Annotated in this window: 19 protein-coding genes; 6 read left to right on the forward strand and 13 right to left on the reverse strand. The window is 47.5% G+C overall.

Translation table 11 applies throughout. The annotated features are described in order from the left end of the window. Positions 1–71 precede the first annotated feature (71 nt). Together punR and ACLIIY_RS15430 are read left to right on the forward strand one after the other, a co-directional pair. Positions 72–977 (forward strand): DNA-binding transcriptional activator PunR, encoded by a 906-nt coding sequence (punR, locus tag ACLIIY_RS15425; RefSeq protein WP_009708028.1) that lies wholly within the window; start codon positions 72–74, stop codon positions 975–977. 88 nt (positions 978–1,065) lie between these two features. Further along, a complete protein-coding gene (locus ACLIIY_RS15430; RefSeq protein WP_045421089.1) occupies positions 1,066–2,745 on the forward strand; it encodes a sensor domain-containing diguanylate cyclase in 1,680 nt (559 codons plus the stop codon). A gap of 49 nt (positions 2,746–2,794) precedes the next feature. On the opposite strand, the gene ilvA is transcribed toward ACLIIY_RS15430, so the two are convergent. The 5 genes from ilvA to ilvG are packed head-to-tail and all read right to left on the reverse strand — an operon-like array spanning position 2,795 to position 9,095. Beyond that, a complete protein-coding gene (gene ilvA, locus ACLIIY_RS15435) occupies positions 2,795–4,342 on the reverse strand; it encodes a threonine ammonia-lyase, biosynthetic (RefSeq protein WP_005440790.1) in 1,548 nt (515 codons plus the stop codon). Between the two features lie 4 nt (positions 4,343–4,346). Beyond that, the gene (gene ilvD / locus ACLIIY_RS15440) at positions 4,347–6,188 is read right to left on the reverse strand and encodes a dihydroxy-acid dehydratase (RefSeq protein ID WP_020195188.1); all 1,842 of its coding nucleotides are present in this window, start codon (positions 6,186–6,188) and stop codon (positions 4,347–4,349) included. A gap of 13 nt (positions 6,189–6,201) precedes the next feature. Next, positions 6,202–7,140, reverse strand: a complete 939-nt coding sequence (gene ilvE, locus ACLIIY_RS15445) for a branched-chain-amino-acid transaminase (RefSeq protein ID WP_009708024.1) — start codon at positions 7,138–7,140, stop codon at positions 6,202–6,204. A 12-nt stretch (positions 7,141–7,152) separates the two neighbouring features. Next, positions 7,153–7,437 (reverse strand): acetolactate synthase 2 small subunit, encoded by a 285-nt coding sequence (ilvM, locus tag ACLIIY_RS15450; protein ID WP_005440786.1) that lies wholly within the window; start codon positions 7,435–7,437, stop codon positions 7,153–7,155. 11 nt (positions 7,438–7,448) lie between these two features. Continuing rightward, positions 7,449–9,095: an acetolactate synthase 2 catalytic subunit gene (ilvG, locus tag ACLIIY_RS15455; protein ID WP_434527873.1), complete on the reverse strand. Its 1,647-nt coding sequence runs from the start codon at positions 9,093–9,095 to the stop codon at positions 7,449–7,451. 462 nt (positions 9,096–9,557) lie between these two features. Between ilvG and ACLIIY_RS15460 the strand changes: the two genes are divergently transcribed. Further along, positions 9,558–11,081 (forward strand): YifB family Mg chelatase-like AAA ATPase, encoded by a 1,524-nt coding sequence (locus ACLIIY_RS15460; RefSeq protein ID WP_171358688.1) that lies wholly within the window; start codon positions 9,558–9,560, stop codon positions 11,079–11,081. A 49-nt stretch (positions 11,082–11,130) separates the two neighbouring features. On the opposite strand, the gene ACLIIY_RS15465 is transcribed toward ACLIIY_RS15460, so the two are convergent. Continuing rightward, a complete protein-coding gene (locus ACLIIY_RS15465; RefSeq protein ID WP_009708022.1) occupies positions 11,131–12,087 on the reverse strand; it encodes a DUF2860 domain-containing protein in 957 nt (318 codons plus the stop codon). 164 nt (positions 12,088–12,251) lie between these two features. Here ACLIIY_RS15465 and ACLIIY_RS15470 point away from each other — a divergent pair, with 164 nt between their 5' ends. Next, positions 12,252–13,130 carry an acyltransferase gene (locus ACLIIY_RS15470; protein WP_050567195.1) on the forward strand — a complete coding sequence of 293 codons (879 nt, stop codon included), beginning with the start codon at positions 12,252–12,254 and terminating at the stop codon, positions 13,128–13,130. Positions 13,131–13,171: 41 nt separating this feature from the next. Here ACLIIY_RS15470 and ACLIIY_RS15475 read toward each other — a convergent pair whose 3' ends face one another. The 5 genes from ACLIIY_RS15475 to ACLIIY_RS15495 all read right to left on the reverse strand — a co-directional run bounded on the left by ACLIIY_RS15475 (position 13,172) and on the right by ACLIIY_RS15495 (position 17,134). Further along, on the reverse strand, positions 13,172–13,774 hold the full coding sequence (locus ACLIIY_RS15475) for a thiol:disulfide interchange protein DsbA/DsbL (RefSeq protein WP_005440776.1): 603 nt from the start codon (positions 13,772–13,774) through the stop codon (positions 13,172–13,174). A 34-nt stretch (positions 13,775–13,808) separates the two neighbouring features. Beyond that, a complete protein-coding gene (locus tag ACLIIY_RS15480) occupies positions 13,809–14,795 on the reverse strand; it encodes a serine/threonine protein kinase (protein WP_434528559.1) in 987 nt (328 codons plus the stop codon). Positions 14,796–14,843: 48 nt separating this feature from the next. After that, positions 14,844–16,265 (reverse strand): cytochrome c oxidase accessory protein CcoG, encoded by a 1,422-nt coding sequence (ccoG, locus tag ACLIIY_RS15485; RefSeq protein WP_020196730.1) that lies wholly within the window; start codon positions 16,263–16,265, stop codon positions 14,844–14,846. A 312-nt stretch (positions 16,266–16,577) separates the two neighbouring features. Then, on the reverse strand, positions 16,578–16,844 hold the full coding sequence (locus ACLIIY_RS15490) for a YihD family protein (protein ID WP_005429763.1): 267 nt from the start codon (positions 16,842–16,844) through the stop codon (positions 16,578–16,580). A gap of 122 nt (positions 16,845–16,966) precedes the next feature. Beyond that, on the reverse strand, positions 16,967–17,134 hold the full coding sequence (locus ACLIIY_RS15495) for a hypothetical protein (RefSeq protein WP_020196731.1): 168 nt from the start codon (positions 17,132–17,134) through the stop codon (positions 16,967–16,969). 296 nt (positions 17,135–17,430) lie between these two features. Here ACLIIY_RS15495 and ACLIIY_RS15500 point away from each other — a divergent pair, with 296 nt between their 5' ends. Both ACLIIY_RS15500 and trhA read left to right on the forward strand, forming a co-directional pair. Further along, positions 17,431–18,237, forward strand: coding sequence for a sporulation protein (locus ACLIIY_RS15500; protein ID WP_020196732.1), 807 nt, complete (start codon positions 17,431–17,433; stop codon positions 18,235–18,237). A gap of 72 nt (positions 18,238–18,309) precedes the next feature. Continuing rightward, positions 18,310–18,963: a PAQR family membrane homeostasis protein TrhA gene (gene trhA, locus ACLIIY_RS15505; protein ID WP_434527874.1), complete on the forward strand. Its 654-nt coding sequence runs from the start codon at positions 18,310–18,312 to the stop codon at positions 18,961–18,963. A gap of 38 nt (positions 18,964–19,001) precedes the next feature. On the opposite strand, the gene ACLIIY_RS15510 is transcribed toward trhA, so the two are convergent. Both ACLIIY_RS15510 and ACLIIY_RS15515 read right to left on the reverse strand, forming a co-directional pair. Then, positions 19,002–19,640, reverse strand: a complete 639-nt coding sequence (locus ACLIIY_RS15510; protein WP_434527875.1) for a DUF3157 family protein — start codon at positions 19,638–19,640, stop codon at positions 19,002–19,004. A gap of 25 nt (positions 19,641–19,665) precedes the next feature. Then, entirely contained in the window at positions 19,666–21,111 is a 1,446-nt protein-coding gene (locus ACLIIY_RS15515; protein ID WP_005440768.1) for a TrkH family potassium uptake protein, read from the reverse strand.

Consider the following 21,111-nt stretch of genomic DNA (forward strand, 5'->3'; position numbering starts at 1 on the left):
TTTTTCGATTTTGAGAAAATAAAACGCTAAAATTGTTGGTTATCAATCAAATTTTTTGAAAGGTCGACATCATGTTCTCCAAGTCTTCACTGGAAATGCTCGATACCGTTGCTCGTTTGGGTAGTTTTACTGCGGCAGCAGAGGTGCTGCATAAAGTGCCTTCTGCAATCAGCTATGGTGTGCGCCAAGTCGAGCAAGAGTTAGATGTGGTTTTGTTTCGTCGATTACCGAGAAAGGTTGAATTGACGCCGGCAGGTGAGTTGTTTATCGAAGAGGCGCGTTTATTGCTCAGGCAAATGGCGGAAGTAAAAGCGCAAACTCGCCGCGCGGCACATGGTTGGCAATCAACACTCAAGCTCACACTGGATAACGTGGTTAAGCTCGATAAGCTCAAGCCTCTGGTTGAGGATTTCTATCGAGAATTTGAATTTGCAGAGCTACAAATCAATATGGAAGTGTTTAACGGCTCTTGGGAAGCGATTGCTCAAGGGCGTGCTGATATTGTTGTTGGAGCCACGTCAGCCATCCCGGTAGGCGGTGATTTTGAAGTCAAAGATATGGGGATGTTGGACTGGGCATTTGTAATGTCTCCTGCACATCCTTGTGTTCGCCAACAAACCCTAACAGAAGAGTTTGTCAGTCAATTTCCGGCGATCTGCCTCGATGATACCTCTAACGTGTTGCCAAAACGTCACACAGGGCACTACCCCAAACAGAGACGCTTATTGCTGCCTAACTGGTACAGCGCAATTGAATGTCTAAAAAACGGAGTCGGAGTGGGTTACATGCCACGCCATATTGCGATGCCTCTTATTCATGAAGGCGTGCTGGTGGAAAAAGTTCTGCAGGATGATAAGCCATTGAGCCAATGCTGCTTGGTATGGCGTAAAGACGATAATCACAAGTTGATTCAATGGATGGTGGATTATCTTGGTTCGTCAAGTCAACTACATCGAGATTGGCTACAACATTCATAAAAATGGAAATTGCTTTAAACACCTGTTGACAACATGGTCAATTTATTAACAATCAAAACAAAGTTCGGTAAATTTAGGATGAAGGATTATGTCAAAGCTAGTGGATCGAAAATGGCAAATCTTACCGATCATTGCATTGTCTGTGTTTATGTTGGTGGGGCTTTACGGTTTTTATATGACGCTTGAGCGTTCTGTGCATGATTCAGTTCAGCGCACTACCGAGTCATTGCTCACTGACGTTATTTATGAAATTAAGGAAGACAACCCTCACTTTGCTAGTGAGTCGGATATCGACGACTACATTGGCGATCTCACGCAAGCGGATGCGGACGCTCGTATTCAAGTGATAGATCAGCAAGGGACGGTGGTAGGCGATACCGCACTTTCTGATCGTGCTCTGATTGGCTTGGAGAGTCACAGTGATCGCCCTGAGTTTATTCAGGCTTGGGAAAACGGATCTGGCTACGATGTGCGCTTTAGTGAAGTGCTGTCGGTCGACCTATTCTACGTTTCACGCAAGATTGAATTTGATGCTCAGGAATTTGTGGTCGTGTTGTCCGTACCGATGCATCACCTTAAAACCATGACTTCGGAGTTAATGGCAATCTTAGGTGTGATGGTTGTGTTGAGTATTGGTTTTCTTATTGCGACCTCGATCTTCAGTCACCGCCAAATTATCCATAAAGTCTCTGAAGAGCAGAAAAAGCAGGACGAGCGTATTCGTCAACGCACTCTAGAAATTGAGCTGATGCATCGCCTAGCGAATATGCTGGCAGCTTGTAATAACCTAGTCGAAGCGCAAATGGTGGTGGAAGACATAGTGCCGCGTATCCTCGGTAAAGTGAATGGCAGTATTTCCCTGATGCGCTCTTCGCGCAACCAGTTGGTTACTCAACTTGATTGGGGAGAGAGTTGGCCGGGCAGTCGTTCTTTCGCTCCGGATGAATGCTGGTCATTGCGCAAAGGTCGCAGTCACTTGTCGATTGAATCTTTCCATAACCTAACGTGTGAGCACATGGCATCGGTTGAGAATAACCAGACGTTGTGTATTCCTCTGACAGCACATGGTAACACTATTGGCATTATGCATTTGTACTTTGGCCAAGGTGATATCAAAGTTGATGAGATGACCATGCAGCTTGCTTATAGTGTAGCGGAGCACCTTGGTTTGGCATTGGCTAACTTGAGTCTGCAAGAAAAACTGCGCTCGCAAGCACTGAGCGATCCGTTGACAGGTTTGTACAATCGTCGCTTCTTCGAGCAGAAGCTGACTGAACACGTGAACAACTCGGCAACCAGTACAGAAGATATGTCTCTATTGATGCTCGATCTCGACCATTTCAAGCGATTTAACGACAATTTCGGCCATGATGCCGGTGATTACGTGCTGAAAGAGATCAGTGCATTGCTGAAGCGTACTGTGTCAGAAGATGAAACGGCGTGTCGTCTCGGTGGGGAAGAGCTAGCCGTGATTCTACCGCATTGCGATATGGCGTCTGCGACCGATTATGCGCAAAACATTGTTGACCAGATTAGAGCGTTGCATCTTGAGCACAAAGGTTTGTCGTTAGGGCAGTTAAGTGTGTCGATTGGTGTTGCAACGTATCCAGAACCGGCTTCGGATATTGAGGGACTGGTGAAGATGGCGGATAAGGCGCTGTACCTTGCGAAAGACCAAGGCCGAGACCGTGTCGTCAACTATCAGCAATACAGTGAGTTCAAGGCGCCAGAGCCGGAAACCGCAGAGATTGCGTTGATTCAAAGTTGATAAAAAAAATCCCTCGTCAAACGAGGGATTTTTTATTGCATGATACTGGTTACGACAAGAAGAACTTGTAAGACGGGTTGTCTGTTTCGTCTTTGCATTGATAGCCAAGTTCGCGCAAATGCGCAGAAAACTGAGCTAAGTCGCTTTCATCTAACTCGAAACCACATAAAACGCGTCCGTAGTCAGCGCCGTGGTTACGGTAGTTGAACAAGCTGATATTCCAATGAGTACCGAGTGTGCTTAAGAACTTAAGTAGCGCTCCCGGATATTCTGGGAATTCAAAGCTGTAGAGGCGCTCTTTAAGCGGCTTAGACGGCTTACCACCAATCATGTAGCGCACGTGCAGTTTCGCCATTTCATCATCAGACAGGTCAACCACAGGGTAGCCACCATCACGTAAATCATGAATGATGTTTTCTAGCTCTTCCTGACCGCCTTGCAAACGAACACCGACAAAGATATTCGCCAGGGCGTCATCATTGTAACGATAGTTAAACTCCGTTACGGCGCGGCCGCCAATGAGGTTGCAGAACTCAAAGAAGGCACCTTGACGCTCAGGAATGGTGACAGCAAGCAAACCTTCACGTTTCTCACCAAGCTCGCAACGCTCAGAAACATAACGTAAGCCATGGAAGTTAGTATTGGCACCAGACAGTACAGTACCTAGATTCTTGCCTTGCAGTTTGTTTTGCTCAGCAAACTTCTTCAAACCCGCCAGAGCAAGCGCACCCGAAGGCTCAGCAATTGCGCGAGTGTCTTCAAAGATGTCTTTTACTGCTGCGCAGATTTCATCGCTAGAGACCGCAATATGGCCATCAATGTACTTCTGGCACAGACGGAAAGTCTCTTCGCCAATGCGTTTTACAGCGACGCCATCGGCAAACATACTGACTTGGTCTAGTACCACTGGCTCACCAGCATCCAATGCTGCTTTTAAGCATGACGAATCTTCTGGCTCGACCGCAATTACTTTGATTTCTGGCATTAACTGCTTCACAAGCACCGCTACGCCTGCGGCTAAACCGCCACCACCAACAGGTACGAAGATGTAATCCAGGTGACCATTTTGCTGTAGCATTTCCATGCCGATGGTGCCTTGACCTGCAATCACCAGTGGATGATCGAAGGGAGGGACAAAGGTGTACCCGTTTAACTCGGATAGGCGCTCAGCCTCGGCTTTGGCCTCATCAAAGTTACTGCCGTGCAGCACCACGTTGCCACCAAAGCCACGTACCGCATCGACTTTGATGTCTGGTGTGGTTTTTGGCATCACGATAGTGGTCTTGATGCCCAACTTAGTACCAGAAAGCGCCATGCCTTGAGCGTGGTTACCTGCGGATGCAGCGATGACACCTGCGGCTTTTTGCTCTTCAGATAGGCTTGCCACCATGTTGTATGCACCGCGCAATTTGAACGAGTGCACGGGTTGGCGATCTTCGCGCTTAATTTGCACATTGTTGCCAATACGAGCAGCAAGACGAGGCATCTCTTGCAAAGGTGTGACAGTCGCGACTTCATATACAGGAGCACGCAAGATCTGGCGCAGATAATCTGCACCAGATTGGTTTTCCTGTTTTAAGGGAAAGGGTTGACTCATAAAGCTAGCCCTCGAGCTTAGATTTGTCTCGTACTGCACCTTTGTCAGCACTGGTCGCCATACTTGCGTAAGCTTTGAGTGCAAATGAAACTTCGCGTTGGCGGTCTACCGGTTTCCAGCCTAACTCATCTTGTTTCGCACGGCGCTCTGCAAGTTCTTGTTCAGACACTTGAAGTGAAATTGAACGGTTTGGAATATCAATCGCAATAATGTCGCCTTGCTTCACCAAGCCAATCGCACCGCCGTTTGCTGCTTCAGGAGAGGCGTGGCCGATAGACAGGCCAGATGTACCGCCAGAGAAACGGCCGTCAGTCAGAAGTGCACACTCTTTGCCAAGGCCCATCGATTTTAGGTAAGTGGTTGGGTACAGCATTTCTTGCATGCCCGGGCCACCTTTAGGACCTTCGTAGCGGATAATTACCACGTCGCCAGCTTTTACTTTGCCACCCAAGATGCCTTCTACGGCGTCTTCTTGGCTTTCAAATACTACGGCTGGGCCAGTGAACTTATGAATGCTCTCATCAACACCAGCTGTCTTAACGATACAACCATCCAGTGCGATGTTGCCTGATAGAACGGCTAGGCCACCTTCTTGGCTAAAGGCATTTTCTTTGGTGCGAATACAACCTTCTGCACGGTCGTCATCAAGGCGATCCCAGCGGCAATCTTGTGAGAACGCTTGAGTAGTACGAATACCCGCAGGGCCTGCGCGGTAGAACTTCAGTACGTCTTCGTCTTCAGTTTGGATGATGTCGTATTTTGCTAGCTGCTCTTTCATCGAAAGACCAAGTACGGTGCGCGCATCATTGTGCAGTAGACCTGCACGGTCAAGCTCACCAAGAATCGCCATTACGCCACCAGCGCGGTGTACGTCTTCCATGTGATATTTCTGGGTAGATGGTGCCACTTTACACAAGTGTGGTACTTGGCGAGACAGGCGATCGATATCTTCCATATCGAAATCCACTTCGCCTTCTTGCGCTGCAGCCAATAGGTGCAAAATGGTGTTGGTCGAGCCACCCATTGCAATATCCAGCGCCATTGCGTTTTCGAACGCATCAAACGTAGCGATGTTGCGAGGTAGTGCTGATTCGTCATCTTGCTCGTAGTAACGACGAGTCAGTTCAACGATACGACGACCTGCATTGAGGAACAGTTGTTCACGGTCAGCGTGTGTTGCCAGCATAGAACCGTTACCCGGTTGAGAAAGACCCAGTGCTTCCGTTAGACAGTTCATTGAGTTTGCAGTGAACATGCCTGAACACGATCCACACGTTGGACATGCACTACGTTCGATCTGCTCGCTTTGCTCGTCAGACACTTTTGGATCCGCACCTTGGATCATTGCATCAACAAGGTCTAGCTTGATGATCTGATCAGAAAGCTTGGTTTTACCCGCTTCCATTGGACCACCAGAAACAAAGATAACAGGGATGTTAAGACGCATAGATGCCATCAACATTCCCGGAGTGATTTTGTCACAGTTAGAGATACATACCATGGCATCGGCACAGTGCGCGTTGACCATATATTCTACTGAGTCTGCGATCAGTTCACGTGAAGGCAGTGAGTACAGCATGCCGCCGTGACCCATTGCGATACCATCATCAACCGCGATGGTGTTGAATTCTTTTGCGATGCCGCCGGCTTTTTCGATTTCACGTGCTACAAGCTGACCCATGTCTTTTAGGTGTACGTGACCCGGAACAAATTGAGTAAACGAGTTTACGACGGCGATGATTGGTTTACCGAAGTCTTCTTCTTTCACACCCGTTGCACGCCATAGTGCTCGTGCACCCGCCATGTTACGACCATGTGTTGTGGTTGCTGATCTATATTTTGGCATTTCCTAATCCTTCTTACTTCTGTTCTGGGTACACATAGTCTAACCAGCCCCACTTATCTTCCGTGGTGCCGTTAAATAGGCCAAAGTAGGCCGCTTGTAGTTCTTTAGTGATTGGGCCGCGTTTACCGGTGCCCACTTCAATTTTGTCGATGGTTGCGACTGGCACAACTTCAGCTGCGGTACCTGTCATAAAGACTTCATCGGCAAGGTAAAGCGCTTCACGTGCAATATTGGCTTCACGCACTTCATAACCTTTATCGCGTGCAATAGTCATGATCGAATCACGAGTGATGCCCGGCAGAATCGCGCTGGTTGCTGGTGGTGTCGTGATCACGCCGTCTTTGATAACAAAAATGTTTTCACCGGCGCCTTCCGATAGGTAACCATCTACGCTCAATGCGATACCTTCGTCATAGCCGTGACGACGGGCTTCACCACCAACGAGCAGTGAAGATAGGTAGTTACCGCCTGCTTTAGCTGCAGTTGGAATGGTGTTAGGCGCAGCTCGATTCCAACTAGAGATCATGGCATCAACGCCAGCTTCTAGCGCTTCTTCACCGAGGTAAGAGCCCCAAGGGAATGCGGCAATGATCAGGTCCATCTCAGTACCAACCGGTGGGCACACGCCCAAGCCCACATTACCGACAAAACCCAATGGACGAATGTAAGCGCTGTCGAGCTTGTTCTGGCGCAGTGTTTCGCGTGTTGCTTCCATGATTTCTTCCACTGTGTATGGAATCGGGAAGCGGTAAATCTTGGCAGAGTCTTTTAAACGTTGTGCATGCTCACGGTGACGGAAGACAATTGGTCCTTTTGGCGTGTTGTAGCAGCGTACGCCTTCAAATACAGAGGTGCCGTAGTGCATTGCGTGAGTCAGAACGTGAACGTTCGCCTCTGCCCACGGAACCATCTCGCCATTAAACCAAATGAAATCTGCAGTTTTCGTTGCCATTTATTGCCTTCCTTATGCACTCACGTGTTGTTGTAAGTTGTGATTTGGGAGTTCATCGTTGCGGATCTTAAGTACCTCAACGGTACGAATGTCCCACAACTTCTCAATTTGATTGACCAAAAACGAGATAGGTCGATCGCTGTCGACGATGATCTCTACGCTGGCTACTTTGCTTTCGTGGTTTTGGGTAGCCGCGACTTGTTTGATCACAAAGCCTCGGTGACGAATCACACGAAGAACGCGCTCCAACAATACCGGTTTATCGTCGGCTTTGATGTCGAGTAAATATCTGTCCATGCGATTGTCTCCTAAGTGTTTTCCAACATATCACTGTTTGATGCACCAGGTGGTACAAGTGGCCACACGTTCTCTTCTTCGTCGATTAAAACGTGAAGCATGTAAGAAGTCTTACTTTCTAGCATCTCTTTGAGAGCCGGTTCGACTTCTTCTTTCTTGGTGATGGTTTTGCCCGGGATATCGAACGCTTTGGCAAGCATCACGAAGTCTGGGTTGTCATCAAGAATGGTTTCGCTGTGGCGGCCGTCAAAGAACAATGACTGCCATTGGCGAACCATGCCAAGACGTTGGTTATTAAGAAGGACAATCTTCACTGGAATCTGACGACGCTTCAGCGTGCCCAATTCCTGCACGTTCATCATAAATGAACCGTCACCTGTAATAAGGATAGACTGATCATCAGGACGTGCGACTGCAGCGCCCATCGCCGCCGGTAGGCCAAAGCCCATAGTACCAAGGCCAGCAGAAGTGATGAAGTTTTGCGGGTCGCGCGGTTGGATGTGTTGTGCTGCCCACATCTGATGCTGGCCGACGTCAGTCGAGACAATTGAGCTATCCGGCATCATGTCTGACAACTGTTTAAGTAGCAGCGGAGCGTAGATCAACTCGCCCGGGTGGTCGTAACGCCATTTGAATCCGCTGCGCAGGCTTTCACTGTGATGTACCCAAGGGGTGATATCTTGAGTTAGCTCTAATTGAGGAAGAATCTTGCTGATCTCACCACGAAGAGGTGCATTGGCGTGGCGAAGCTTATGGATTTCAGCGGCATCGATGTCGATATGAATGACTTTCGCGTTTGGCGCAAATGTGTCGAGCTTACCGGTCACGCGGTCATCAAAACGTGCCCCAACTACAATCAAAAGGTCACATTCTTGAACCACAAGGTTTGCGGCTTTGGTGCCATGCATGCCCAGCATACCTAGGTAGTGTGGGTCGTGACGTTCAATAGTGCCCAAACCTTTTAGCGTGCTTACCGCTGGCATTGGGTTTAAACGTAGGAACTCGCGTACTGAATCTGTCGCTTTGGCAATCTGTACGCCACCACCGACGTATAAAACTGGACGAGTTGAAGCGGCAAGCACTTCATGAGCGCGCTGGATATCAGCATCAGTGACTAAAGGTGCAACTGGTGGAACAAAAGGAGGCAGTAATTCGGTTGGTGCTTGAGCAAGCTGAACGTCTTTGGCGATATCAACAATCACCGGGCCAGGACGACCTGTTTTTGCTACTTCAAACGCTTCGGCCAGCGTTGGGGCAAGGTCTTCAATCTCAGTCACTAGGTAACTGTGTTTGGTACAGGCTAGAGACATTCCGATCACATCCATTTCTTGGAACGCGTCGGTACCGATATGAGAGCTAGCAACCTGACCTGTGATGGCTACTAGAGGAACGGAATCGAGGAAGGCGTCGGCAAGGCCAGTAACAAGGTTGGTGGCGCCTGGGCCTGAAGTGGCCATACAAACGGCAACGTCTTGCGTCGCTCGAGCCATCCCGATGGCGGCCATTGCAGCCCCTTGCTCATGACGGCATAAGATGTGTTCTACACCTCCGTCATACAACGCATCGTAGATTGGCATGATGGCTCCACCAGGATACCCAAACACCGTCTCGATGCCTTGCTGTCTTAAAGCGGCTACGACTAGTTCTGCACCGGTCATCGTAAACCTCCTTTGCTACGTTGTGGCTCGTAGCTATCGCCATGTGTTTTGCACTTCATGTGCACTCCCATTCTTCCCGTTAAGCTGTCTAAGGGTTAGACAGATGACAACTTGTAGTTGTAAAAAAACCCCCGGACTTCTCAGTGCGGGGGTTTTTTGTAATTTGTGGTTATTTTTCGCCCACAATCCCCCGCGCGGTGCCAATAATGACCACGATAATCAGGGCTAGCAGTGAGTTGATGTGAGCGAATAAGTTCATCTGTCTGTCGTTCTGTTTTCGTTAATAAGTATTGTGTAATGTTCTACGAAAATGTTTGCGTCACTAGTGGTAACACACAAATCTGCTGCATGACAAGCAAAAAGTCATTCTTTTTTCACATTAAGTACCAATCTGGACAGGCTATATAACATATCCATATAGAAAACATCTGGTTATATAACGTACAAAAATTTGAGGAAATTATGGGGCTGGCAATCATTCATAGTCGAGCAAGTGTGGGTGTGCAAGCGCCGTCGGTAAGCGTGGAAGTCCACATCAGTAATGGGATGCCGGGCTTTACGCTAGTAGGTCTACCGGAAACTACAGTAAAAGAATCCAAAGATCGCGTCCGCAGTGCGATCGTCAATTCCAACTTTCAATTCCCTGCCAAGCGAATTACGGTAAATTTGGCACCTGCGGATCTGCCCAAAGAAGGTGGACGCTTCGATCTGCCGATTGCATTAGGGATTTTGGCAGCTTCAGAACAAATCGCGACAGATAAGCTCAAAAACTACGAATTTGTTGGTGAATTAGCCCTTTCAGGTGGACTAAGAGCTGTAAAAGGCGTGCTGCCAGCGGCGTTGGCTGCGAACAAAAAACAGCGCCGTTTAGTGGTGCCTCATGCCAATGGTGATCAAGCGGCATTAGTGGGTAAAGAGCAGCATAAATCAGCCCAATCACTGCTTGAGGTGTGTGCCGAACTTTGTGGTCAGCATCAATTGAATTTGTATCAAACCCCGAAGAAAAAAGAGATCAAAAAACACGGCCGAGATTTGCAAGACATCATCGGCCAACAGCAAGGTAAACGCGCTCTAGAAATCGCTGCAGCAGGCAATCACAATCTATTATTTCTTGGCCCGCCTGGTACGGGGAAAACCATGCTGGCATCACGCCTGTGTGACTTGTTACCTGAGATGAATGTTGAAGAGGCAATGGAAACGGCTTCTGTGGCATCACTAACCCAAAGTGAAATCAATGAGCACAACTGGAAGACGCGACCGTTTCGCGCGCCGCACCATTCAAGCTCAATGGCAGCGCTTGTAGGGGGCGGTTCTGTGCCTAGGCCGGGTGAGATTTCATTAGCGCACAATGGGTTACTGTTCCTCGATGAGATGCCTGAGTTTGACCGTAAGGTGCTCGACTCTTTACGTGAGCCATTGGAGTCTGGTGAAATCATTATCTCTCGCGCGCAGGGTAAAACCCGCTTTCCAGCTCGATTCCAATTGGTTGGCGCATTAAATCCAAGCCCGACAGGGTATTACGAGGGCAATCAAGCTCGGACAAACCCGCAAGCCATCCTGCGTTACCTTGGTCGGTTATCAGGCCCGCTTCTTGACCGCTTTGATATGTCGTTAGAGATTCCTGCTTTGCCAAAAGGCACACTTGCTGAAGGGGGCGATCGAGGAGAGCCTACCGCTGTGGTTAAGCAAAGAGTCAATCAGGCCAGAGAAAGCATGGTGCAACGCAGTGGTAAAGTGAACGCATTATTGGGTAGTCGAGAGATTGAAGCCTTTTGCCCGCTGCAAAAAAGCGACGCTGAGTTTTTAGAAAATGCGCTGCATCGCCTTGGATTATCGATTCGTGCTTACCATCGCATCATCAAAGTCGCGCGTACTATTGCTGATCTGGAAGGCTCACCGCAAATTGAGCGAACGCATCTTGCAGAAGCTTTGGGTTATCGAGCAATGGATAGGCTGCTCAAGCAGTTGACGGCTCAAGCGGTATAAGGAATAAAGAAATCGCAGTGAGCGGCTTTGCTCACTGCGATTAACGTGTCTAGAAGTCGTAGTTCAAACCGACAGACAGTAGGTACTCTTTCTCATCGTAGAAGGTGATGTTGGAGTCGTTGTTCCCGTAACCTGCCAGAGATATGAGTGACCAGTTTTGCCAATCGAATACATTCTTGTACTCGTAGGCCGCAAACAAGCTGAGCTTACCGTCATCACGTGTCTTATCGAATGTGTCACTGGCTGCTTCGTAGTTTTTCAGCGTGTAGCCTGCTGTAACTGCAAAACGATGGCGATTCACGAACTGGAACCAGCTTAATTCGAATCGGTAAGAGTCGAAGGATTCCGCTTCGCCATCTGCATCTTGGTAGACATAAGTAAATGCGGGTTGCAGCATCGATGTGCGGCTAAGCGGGATACGGTAGTCGCCTTTGATGTGGTAGATCTTTGCATCACGCAGTAAAGATGAATCGGTCACGGTATCTTTCTCTACGTCTTTATCTGCGTACGCCAAATCAAGATTAAAGTTGTCGTCTAAGAAGCGATTGATTTGGAGACGAAACGCATTGCCGCCTTCATCGGTGGTTTTTCTCGACTGTCCCGTTAAGTACGGATCTTGCCAAGTTTCTCCCTCCAAGATGGTTGGCAAGTAGGAAAAGTCGAGCACAGTGCCCGAAGCCAGTTGGTATTTGTAACCAAGTTGGAAGGCGAGAGTACCGATCGCAATATCGGAACGAGTGGTACCGGCATACACTTGGTGATTGAGTTTGTTACCAAAGGTATACGCTGCGCTGCCTAGCGGTGCGACGATAAAAGATTCATCACTTTCGGCACGCTGATTCAATGATGTGATCGTGCTGTTGCTGTCTGTATTGAAGTTGGATTCTGATGAGACGAAGCCTGCGTTCAACGAAATCTCACCGCTAAAACCTGCTGTTTCTGCAAGTTGAGCTTGTGCTGAACTGACGATAAAGGCCAAAGGCAGTAAGGTTAGCCTTGGATTCATTCGCTTTCTCCTTGTTTGTCGAATGAAAGATGTTATTTGAGCGTTGGTCCAGTTTTACAGTGAAACAAATCTGACCATTCTTACAAATGTTTCAATGTGGCAACGGATTCGTATAATTACACGCTGTTTTATTACTCACGCGCTATAGTTACTGATTGGTTACCATGTTGGCATATTTGTTACTCATTTTTAACGCTTCTTTTGTGATTATAAATTCTGCGGTTTGTTCCATCGCAATTTGTATCATCGCCATTTTTAAGCTGTTGCTTCCAACTGCGAAGCTCAAAGCCAAAGGCACCGAGGCTGCCAACAAAATGATGTGGGTGTGGGCAACGGTCAACGCCGGTATTCTTGCGCTCTCTAATCGCGTTGAATGGGATGTTCAAGGCGGTGAAAACCTAAAGAAAGACGGCTGGTACTTACTGATCAGTAATCATCTTAGTTGGACTGACATTGTTGTACTGTGTTGCGTGTTTAAAGATCGTATTCCGATGCCAAAATTTTTCCTAAAGCAGCAGCTATTATATGTGCCTTTTATCGGAATGGCATGTTGGGCGTTAGATATGCCGTTCATGCGTCGCTATTCGCGAGAGTATTTGCTTCGTAATCCAGACAAACGTGGGCAAGATCTGCAAACCACGCGCCGTTCATGTGCCAAGTTTAAACATACGCCAACCACAGTGGTGAACTATGTAGAGGGCACACGCTTTACCCAAGATAAGCAACGTAAGAGCCGAGCGGGTTATCAACATTTATTACAACCTAAATCTGGTGGCATTGCTTATACGTTAGCGGCCATGGGGGATCAGTTTGAGAACATCATAGATGTGACCTTAGCGTACCCAGAAAACACCAATAAACCCTTTAAAGATATGCTTATGGGGCGTATGACTAAAATTGTGGTGCGAGTGAAGGTTCTGCCAGTCGATGAGCGAGTGTTGGGTGATTATTTCAATGACAAGCCGTACAAACGTCAGTTTCAACAATGGTTAGGCGATGTTTGGCAAGAGAAAGACCAAGTGCTGCAAGAGATTCATAAATAGAAAGGGGAGCAATGTGCTCCCCTTTTTAATGATGGTCTGAATTACTTCAGTGTCAGCAAGTAGTTCACTAGCGCAAAGTACTCGTCAGTAGACTTAATACCCTGTGCTTGAACTAGGTATTTGTTGTTAACGATAACCGCTGGAACACCAGTTAGGCCGCTGTTTTCAAATTGCTTGTCCATACGGCGAACCATTGAATCAACCGCGAAGCCTTTGAATGCAGCATCGAATTTCTTCGCATCTACGCCTTCATCTAGGAAGATTTGACGAAGTTCTGCATCGTCACGTGGTGCTTTACGCATGTTGTGAATGCGGTTAAACATCACAGGCACCATCTTGTCTTCAATTTTAAGCGCAACCATGGTCGCGTATGCTTTGCTCATTGAAGGACCCATATTGCCCCCCATGAATGACACATGGTTCTTTTGCAGTTTCACACCTTCAGGTAGCTGCTTCTTCAGTTGCTGAATGATCGGCTCGAAAGAATGACAGTGTGGGCAGTAGAAAGAGAAGAACTCAGTTACTACAGGCTTTTTCGATGCCTCTAGATCCAATACTTTGTAATGTTCACCTTCTTTGAATTGCGCTGCATGTGCCGAAAGGCTTAGCATCAGCATAGAAAACAGTGCGAACAGCTTTTTCATTTAATTATCTCCATTTTGAATTGTTCGGCCTGACTTACCATTGAGGCATTAAAGATAGCGGTGCTTCTTCTAAGTTGGCAATCTGCTCTTTAAATGCCAGGACCTGACCTTCCCAGTATTTTGGCTCATTAAACCATGGAAAAGCGAGCGGAAATGCCGGGTCGTGCCAACGTTTTGCTAGCCATGCCATATAGTGCACCATTCGTAGACCGCGAAGTGGTTCGATTAGTTTCAATTCTGCCGAGTTAAAATCGCAAAACTCTTGGTAACCTTCTAAAACAATATCTAATTGCATTAGCTTGTCTTGGCGTTCGCCATTGAGCAGCATCCATAAGTCTTGTACTGCTGGGCCGTTACGTGAGTCATCCAAATCGACAAACATTGGGCCATCGCGCCATAAGATGTTACCCGGGTGGCAATCGCCGTGCAGACGAATGGTGTTGAAGCCTTCTTGCCAGTGGCTTGCAATCGACTTGATCAGCATATCCAAATCATTGAAGAAGCTGTTCTCCAAATGCATCGGAATCATGTTGGCGTTTTGCAGAATCTCTCTTGGTTGATAGAGGTATTCTTGCAAGCCTATGGTTGGTCGGTGTTGGAAGGCTTGGCGGCTACCGACTTTGTGGATGCGGCCAAGGAAACGACCTACGCCTTCGAGCTGATCTAAGTTGTCGACTTCATACTGACGGCCACCCACGCTCTCAAACAAAGCAAAGCCATAACCTTGATAATGATGCAAGGTATGACCATTAATGCGAACGGGTGGAGCGACAGGAATTTCGTTATCGATCAATTCAAGCGTGAAATCATGCTCTTCTTGAATCTGCTCGTTGCTCCAACGTTCAGGGCGGTAGAACTTCACCACGTAGCGCTGACGCTCTTCGTCTGTGAATTGGTAAACGCGGTTTTCGTAGCTGTTGAGTGCTAGAAAGCCCGATTCTGCTCGAATGCCGATGCTCTCTAGCGCGTACCACATAAAGTCAGGTGTGAGGGCATCAAAGTTGAAAGTACCTTGGGACATATAAATAAAAAGGCTCATTACTGAGCCTTTTTCCATTGGTCATCGAAGTTATAGCTTCTTAATAAATCGGCTTTCCACTTCAATGGTGAATTCGTTGCTCTTATCGGTGAGTATAAACTGAATTGTCGTGATCGCAGAGTCTAGCTTGTCAGGATCTGCGCCAAGGCTCATTGGTAAGTTCAATACTTCTCCTGGTTCAACTTGAATGGTTTGTTTGCCATACCAGCTGACATCACTCAAACCTTCGACGTTCAAGTCGTACTCTTGAACTTGTTGGGTCTTGTTGATCACTTTCAAGGTATAGGTGTTTTCTACTTCACCAGAGCTGTTCACTCGGAACAATTGGTTACGGTCACGTAGAACACTCATGCCTGCTGGATCAACCGATGCGATTTGTAGGAAGAACAGACCAATCATGACTAAGAGCACTGCGCCATAACCAAGCAGTTTTGGACGCATGACCTTGGTACTCTTGCCTGAAAGACGATGCTCCGTGGTGTAGTTGATAAGACCTTTCTCGTAACCCATGCGTTCCATGGTGTTGTCACACGCATCAATACATGCACCGCAGTTGATACACTCATACTGCAAGCCATCACGAATGTCGATGCCGGTCGGACATACCTGAACACACAAGTCACAATCGATGCAGTCACCTAAACCAAGCTGCTTTGGATCGGCTTTGCGTGAACGAGGGCCGCGTTTTTCACCACGTTTGGTGTCGTAACCCACGATGAAGGTGTCTTTGTCGAACATCGCCGATTGGAAACGCGCGTAAGGACACATGTGAATACACATGATAGAGCGCATCCAGCCTGCATTGCCGTAGGTACAAATGGCAAAGAACATCACCCAGAAGACTGGCCAGAAGTTGGCATTAAAGGTGAAGAAGTCGATAACCAGCTGCTTCATTGGCACGAAATAACCAACAAAGGTGAAGCCAGTGGCGAGGGCTATCGCAAACCACGCTATGTGCTTGAGGGTTTTGCGCATCGCTAAATTGGCCGTCAGCTTATTGGAGTCTTGCTTACGGCGTTTATTAGCACTGCCTTCGAGCTTTTCCTCAAACCAAATATAAATGAAGGTCCACACGGTTTGCGGGCACAAGTAGCCGCACCAAACCCGCCCCAAGAAGGTGGTGATAAAGAACAACCCAAACGCGGCGATTACAAACAGCAGTGCGAGTAGGGTAAGGTCCTGTGGATACAGCGTTGTGCCGAAAAAGTTGAACTGCTGGTTACCGATGTCCAGCAAAATGGCTTGGCGCTCGCCGTAAGGAATCCATGGAACCAATGCAAACAACAGCAACAAAAACCAACCGCCATAACGACGCAGCTTTTGGAACGTGCCTTTACTCTCACGTACATAGATTCGATTACTTGGGTTGAAACGATCCCCGTTCCCTTTGTGGGTTTTCGGGTTAAAGGTCTTTGGAGTCACATCTTTGATATCAATCTTATCCTGACTCATGCACTCATCCTTCTTTAGGCTTTCTTATAATGTACGGCGACATTTCTAATGATGTCACTCGATGACATTGCTGCTTCGCCCATATCATTATTCATGACTGGACATAATTATTTTAGTAAATACTGATGAACGGCGATTATACAATCAATAACAATTCCGTTTCTTTAACGCAGTCAACGTTTAACAACAAAAGTCAGTACAGTTAACCTGATAAATGACTGAACAGTTATAAATACCTTTTTGAACTGTTTGATTTAGTTATAAAAAAAGCGACTCAAATGAGTCGCTTATCAATGCTGGGTGTTGAGCGGCTTACTTGATGATACCGCGTGCGCGTAGGATCGCTGTTTTGAAATCATCTTCTTGGTCTTTCTTAAGACCTGGGATCATTTCATCTTTGCCGCTGTTGCGCATTTTTAGGTGGTAGATCAGCACGTCGTCGGTGAGATCTTCCAGTTTACCTTCGTAACCCGCTTCGTTTGCCAGTTTCATGATGAACTGTAGCAGGTTCATTTCTTGGTCTTTATGCCACTCAGGCTCTAGTAGCTCAAGCAGCTCTTCAATACGATGACACTTCATTTCTTTCTCCACAGAATTTATAGGTGTTATTTGCTACTAAAGGTATCAAATTGCTTGGCGAACACCAAATAGGAAAGGGCGGAGAGAAAAGAAAAAAGCGCGGTGATTGCCGCGCTTTTTAATTAAGCTGCTTTGATAACTTTGTTTGGAACACTTGGCACAATCGCTGTCTTCTCAACCAGAGTCATTGCTGGCGCAACTAGTTTTGCCTTTGGCGCAGTAGTAAAACCACTGCGACGGCGCATTGCACTACGATTTGTATGTGCGAACCTGACTGTTGTTGGGCGCATTTAGATACCTAACTGCCAGGCATATCCATTGCCAATGTAATGGCCTAACTCACTATGAGTTGAGCTTCAACTGCTTGAAGGGTGGCTCTTCTGGCTCTCGCCAATCCAAATAATGAATCAGGAATAACGATATGCATGCATATCATGTATAGGTTAGCACTCCTGTCATAATTGGTCGATAGTTGAGCAGTTGAATTGTATGGAATTTATGGTTTTCTGTGCGAATTCGAGACGAAAATTTGTTTTGATCCCATGATCAGCAGTAGTAGTATGAGATCTCTACCAAGGAGGTGCATATGTCATTTTTGAAGAAGACACTTGCGAGTTTTGGGATCGGCAGTGCCAAGGTCGATTCGATCCTAAACCAAGACGTGCTGTTTCCCGGTCAGAGTGTGGATGTTTCTATCCACGTTTATGGCGGAGCGACCGAACAAGCGATCGATAACATCGATCTCAAGCTGTGTTGCCGTTATATCGCGGAAGCGCCAGACGATCGCGGAGCAAGAGAAGGGCACAGCATGCGACGCGTACCCCAAACGCATGTTCTGGCAAAGTGGAACCTCCCATACGCATTTACTATCCATCCCGGCGAAGATCGAACCTTCGAAGTTAAACTCGATGTGCCGTGGAATACCCCTGTCACCATCGGTGATGCCAAAGTCTGGTTAGAAACGGGTTTGGACGTTGCGATGGCTCTCGATCCTACCGACAAAGACATTCTCACCGTTAGACCTGACCCACTTATGGATGCCGTTTTGTCTGCTTTTGAATCGCAAGGTTTGCGCATTCGCCAAGTAGAGTGCGAAGAAGTTAAAGGCTTCGACCTACCATTTGTACAAGAGTTTGAAATGGTGCCAACCGATGGCCCATATCATGGCGTATGGCGAGAGTTGGAATTTGTTGCTCACCGCGACGAGCAAAACCTCAAACTGTGGTTTGAAGTAGACCGTACCCGCAGTGGAGCAAGTGGCATGCTGGCGAGCTTACTCGGGAGTGGCAAACTAAAACGCGAACTGAGCATTCCGGTGAACACGAAACTGGATGACGTTGGTCCATTAATCCTGAATTACCTCGAACAAACCACGGCTGCACACGAGTCTTAATTTAAGCTTACACGTGTACGCTTAATGTGCCATACTAGAGTGAATATTCAAAACTCTAGTATAGGCACGTTCATGTCCTCACCTCAGAAAGCACAATACAGTCAGGGCGAAGAACTGGCCAACTCCATTACCCATGGTATCGGAATGATTTTCGGTATTGTTGGCTTGGTACTACTATTGATTAAAGCCGTCGATCACCAAGCCGACGCGTTAACCATTACCAGTATGGCGATCTATGGTTTAAGCATGATTGTCCTGTTTCTGGCCTCTACGCTCTACCATGCGATCCCATATCCAAAAGCTAAGCGTTGGCTGAAAACCTTCGACCACTGCGCCATCTATCTTTTGATTGCGGGTAGCTACACACCGTTTCTATTGGTGAGCCTGCGCACCCCATTGGCGATTGGGCTGATGATTGTGATTTGGACCATCGCGCTGATCGGCATCATCATGAAAGTCGCGTTTGTCTATCGATTCAAAAAATTGTCTTTGATGACGTATCTGGTGATGGGGTGGTTATCGTTGATCGTGATTTACCAACTGGCGATAAATCTGGATATTGGTGGTTTGACGCTTTTAGCTGCAGGTGGGTTGGTGTATTCGATCGGGGTGATTTTCTACGTTGCCAAGCGAATCCCATTTAATCACGCAATTTGGCACGGATTTGTGTTGGCGGGTTGTGTGTGTCACTTCTTCGCGATTTATTACTTTGTCGAGCCTATCTAACTGATAGAGATAAACCCGACAAAGCATGTCTTATCGTATTAGCGAGTTTTCACTTCTAATACTTCTGCTGAGAACTGGTATTGCTGCGACTGTGGTACTGCCAGTTTAATCGCTTTACCTTGCTCGGCCTGTTGTGGGCGAAGGTAGGTATCTGCCATGCGTTTGATAGATTGCCAAACCGTGATGTTTTCTTTCGCCAATTGTTTGCCGGACATATCGAATACCTGCACTTCCACTTCTACCTGAATCACCGATTGTGAGCTTTGGTTCGTGATAGAAGTAGGGAAGATCAGTTCACCATCCTCGTAGCTTGCCGAGCCAATCAATACATCCACACCTGAATCAGATAGCTGCATGGTTGGCTTCTTCGCGTTTACAACAACGGTGGTACCGACTTTCTTGGTCACAACTGGAATTGTCGCCATCTCTGTTGTTGCAGAAGCTGAAGTTGCCACGGCTTCAACGGCGGTGGTTGAGGCTACGACAGCCGCAGCTTCTACTGCTTCAACTTTCTCTAGTGTGGTCTCTGCGGCTTTTGGTGTGGCCTTTTTCACGACATATTCCCACGTGAAGTCGTCGTTCAGTTTTACTTCGCGTCCATCCGCCAGTTTCACAACTTCGGCTGCGTAAACCGATGAAGAGGCGAGTAGGGTCGCCAGAGTGATCCATGTTTTCATTGTTATACCTTTTATTTGAGTCTGTTTAACGGCGCCAAAACGCAGGGAAGAACAGTACAAGAATAGTCAGAATTTCCAAACGGCCCATCAACATACCAAAGCTTAGTAGCCACTTAGCTGCGTCTGGTAAAGGTGCAAAGTTACCAGTTGGGCCAATCACGCTGCCCATACCCGGACCCACGTTCGCTACTGCGGTAATGGAACCAGAAATACTGGTCACAGGATCTAGGCCAAGTGCACTTAAGCAGCCTGCGATAAAGATGATGGTGATAAAGAACATCAAACCAAATGCCACCACTGAACGAACAATATCGTCATTCACTGGGCGTTGGTTGTAGCGCTGAACGAACACGCCAGATGGATGAATCAGTTTCATGATTTGCTTGTTAAGCAGCGTCATCGCGATCTGGAAGCGGAAGATTTTAATCCCGCCGGAGGTCGAGCCCGAACACGCGCCCGCCATCATTAAGAAAGCAAACAGCGTGGTAGGTAGAGCGCCCCATGCGGTGAAGTCTTCTAGACCAAACCCAGTTGTCGTCACCACCGATACGATGTTGAACATTGAAACGCGCAGTGCATCCAAAATGGTGTAACCATCGCGAATCACCAACCAAGCAGAAACCACTAAGCTAGAGAATAAGAACAGGTAGGCAAAACCGCGTACCTGAGCATCTCTTATCAATACTTCGACACTGCGCTTGCGTAGCGCGGCAACAAACAACAGGAATGGCAGGCCACCAAGAAACATAAAGGTGGTTGCGACCCAGTGCGCACCATTAGAGAAGTGGTTCATCGAACCATCAGACGTTGAGTATCCGCCCGTAGACAGGGTTGTAAACGCGTGGTTGATTGCTTCAAACAGGTTCATGCCAGTCAGCAAATAACCCACAATACACAAGCCTGTCAGCATCAGATACACCAATACGATGTTCTTCGCGACGGTCTTGGCTCTCGGGCTGCTCTTATCAGACCAATCAGACGATTCGGTTTGGAACAGCTTCATACCACCAACGTTAAGCATTGGTAGGATAGCTACCGCCATCACGATAAAGCCAATACCACCCAACCATTGCAAGATGGAACGCCACAACAAGATACTCGGCGCCATGTTGTCTAAACCACTGAGTACAGTAGAGCCTGTGGTGGTGATGCCAGACATGGTTTCGAAATAGGCGTCGGTAAAACTAATGTGGTTGATAAACACAAACGGCAATGCAGCAAACGCACTGGCGATGGTCCATACCAAACTGGTGATAAGGAACATATCACGCACACTGAGTTTGAACTTGGCGGTTCGGCCAATCGTCAAACAGATGAAAGCGGCTAGGTGGGTGATCACAACGGCTTGGGCGAAATCGAGGAATCCGCCCGTACCTGTGAAAAACGCGACCAAAGTCGGCACGTACATAAAAAGGGCCAGTTTGGATAAAACCAGCCCGATAACAAACAGTACGGGACGTAAGTTGACCAT

The sequence above is a fragment of the Vibrio sp. K4 genome (genome assembly GCF_051122595.1).
Lineage (GTDB): Bacteria > Pseudomonadota > Gammaproteobacteria > Enterobacterales > Vibrionaceae > Vibrio > Vibrio owensii.

Excerpts from the sequence above, each read along its gene's own strand:
- punR (WP_009708028.1), top strand. The coding sequence starts at position 72 with ATGTTCTCCAAGTCTTCACTGGAAATGCTCGATACCGTTGCTCGTTTG.
- ACLIIY_RS15430 (WP_045421089.1), top strand. The coding sequence starts at position 1,066 with ATGTCAAAGCTAGTGGATCGAAAATGGCAAATCTTACCGATCATTGCA.
- ilvA (WP_005440790.1), bottom strand. The coding sequence starts at position 4,342 with ATGAGTCAACCCTTTCCCTTAAAACAGGAAAACCAATCTGGTGCAGAT.
- ilvD (WP_020195188.1), bottom strand. The coding sequence starts at position 6,188 with ATGCCAAAATATAGATCAGCAACCACAACACATGGTCGTAACATGGCG.
- ilvE (WP_009708024.1), bottom strand. The coding sequence starts at position 7,140 with ATGGCAACGAAAACTGCAGATTTCATTTGGTTTAATGGCGAGATGGTT.
- ilvM (WP_005440786.1), bottom strand. The coding sequence starts at position 7,437 with ATGGACAGATATTTACTCGACATCAAAGCCGACGATAAACCGGTATTG.
- ilvG (WP_434527873.1), bottom strand. The coding sequence starts at position 9,095 with ATGACCGGTGCAGAACTAGTCGTAGCCGCTTTAAGACAGCAAGGCATC.
- ACLIIY_RS15460 (WP_171358688.1), top strand. The coding sequence starts at position 9,558 with ATGGGGCTGGCAATCATTCATAGTCGAGCAAGTGTGGGTGTGCAAGCG.
- ACLIIY_RS15465 (WP_009708022.1), bottom strand. The coding sequence starts at position 12,087 with ATGAATCCAAGGCTAACCTTACTGCCTTTGGCCTTTATCGTCAGTTCA.
- ACLIIY_RS15470 (WP_050567195.1), top strand. The coding sequence starts at position 12,252 with ATGTTGGCATATTTGTTACTCATTTTTAACGCTTCTTTTGTGATTATA.
- ACLIIY_RS15475 (WP_005440776.1), bottom strand. The coding sequence starts at position 13,774 with ATGAAAAAGCTGTTCGCACTGTTTTCTATGCTGATGCTAAGCCTTTCG.
- ACLIIY_RS15480 (WP_434528559.1), bottom strand. The coding sequence starts at position 14,795 with ATGTCCCAAGGTACTTTCAACTTTGATGCCCTCACACCTGACTTTATG.
- ccoG (WP_020196730.1), bottom strand. The coding sequence starts at position 16,265 with ATGAGTCAGGATAAGATTGATATCAAAGATGTGACTCCAAAGACCTTT.
- ACLIIY_RS15490 (WP_005429763.1), bottom strand. The coding sequence starts at position 16,844 with ATGAAGTGTCATCGTATTGAAGAGCTGCTTGAGCTACTAGAGCCTGAG.
- ACLIIY_RS15495 (WP_020196731.1), bottom strand. The coding sequence starts at position 17,134 with ATGCGCCCAACAACAGTCAGGTTCGCACATACAAATCGTAGTGCAATG.
- ACLIIY_RS15500 (WP_020196732.1), top strand. The coding sequence starts at position 17,431 with ATGTCATTTTTGAAGAAGACACTTGCGAGTTTTGGGATCGGCAGTGCC.
- trhA (WP_434527874.1), top strand. The coding sequence starts at position 18,310 with ATGTCCTCACCTCAGAAAGCACAATACAGTCAGGGCGAAGAACTGGCC.
- ACLIIY_RS15510 (WP_434527875.1), bottom strand. The coding sequence starts at position 19,640 with ATGAAAACATGGATCACTCTGGCGACCCTACTCGCCTCTTCATCGGTT.
- ACLIIY_RS15515 (WP_005440768.1), bottom strand. The coding sequence starts at position 21,111 with ATGGTCAACTTACGTCCCGTACTGTTTGTTATCGGGCTGGTTTTATCC.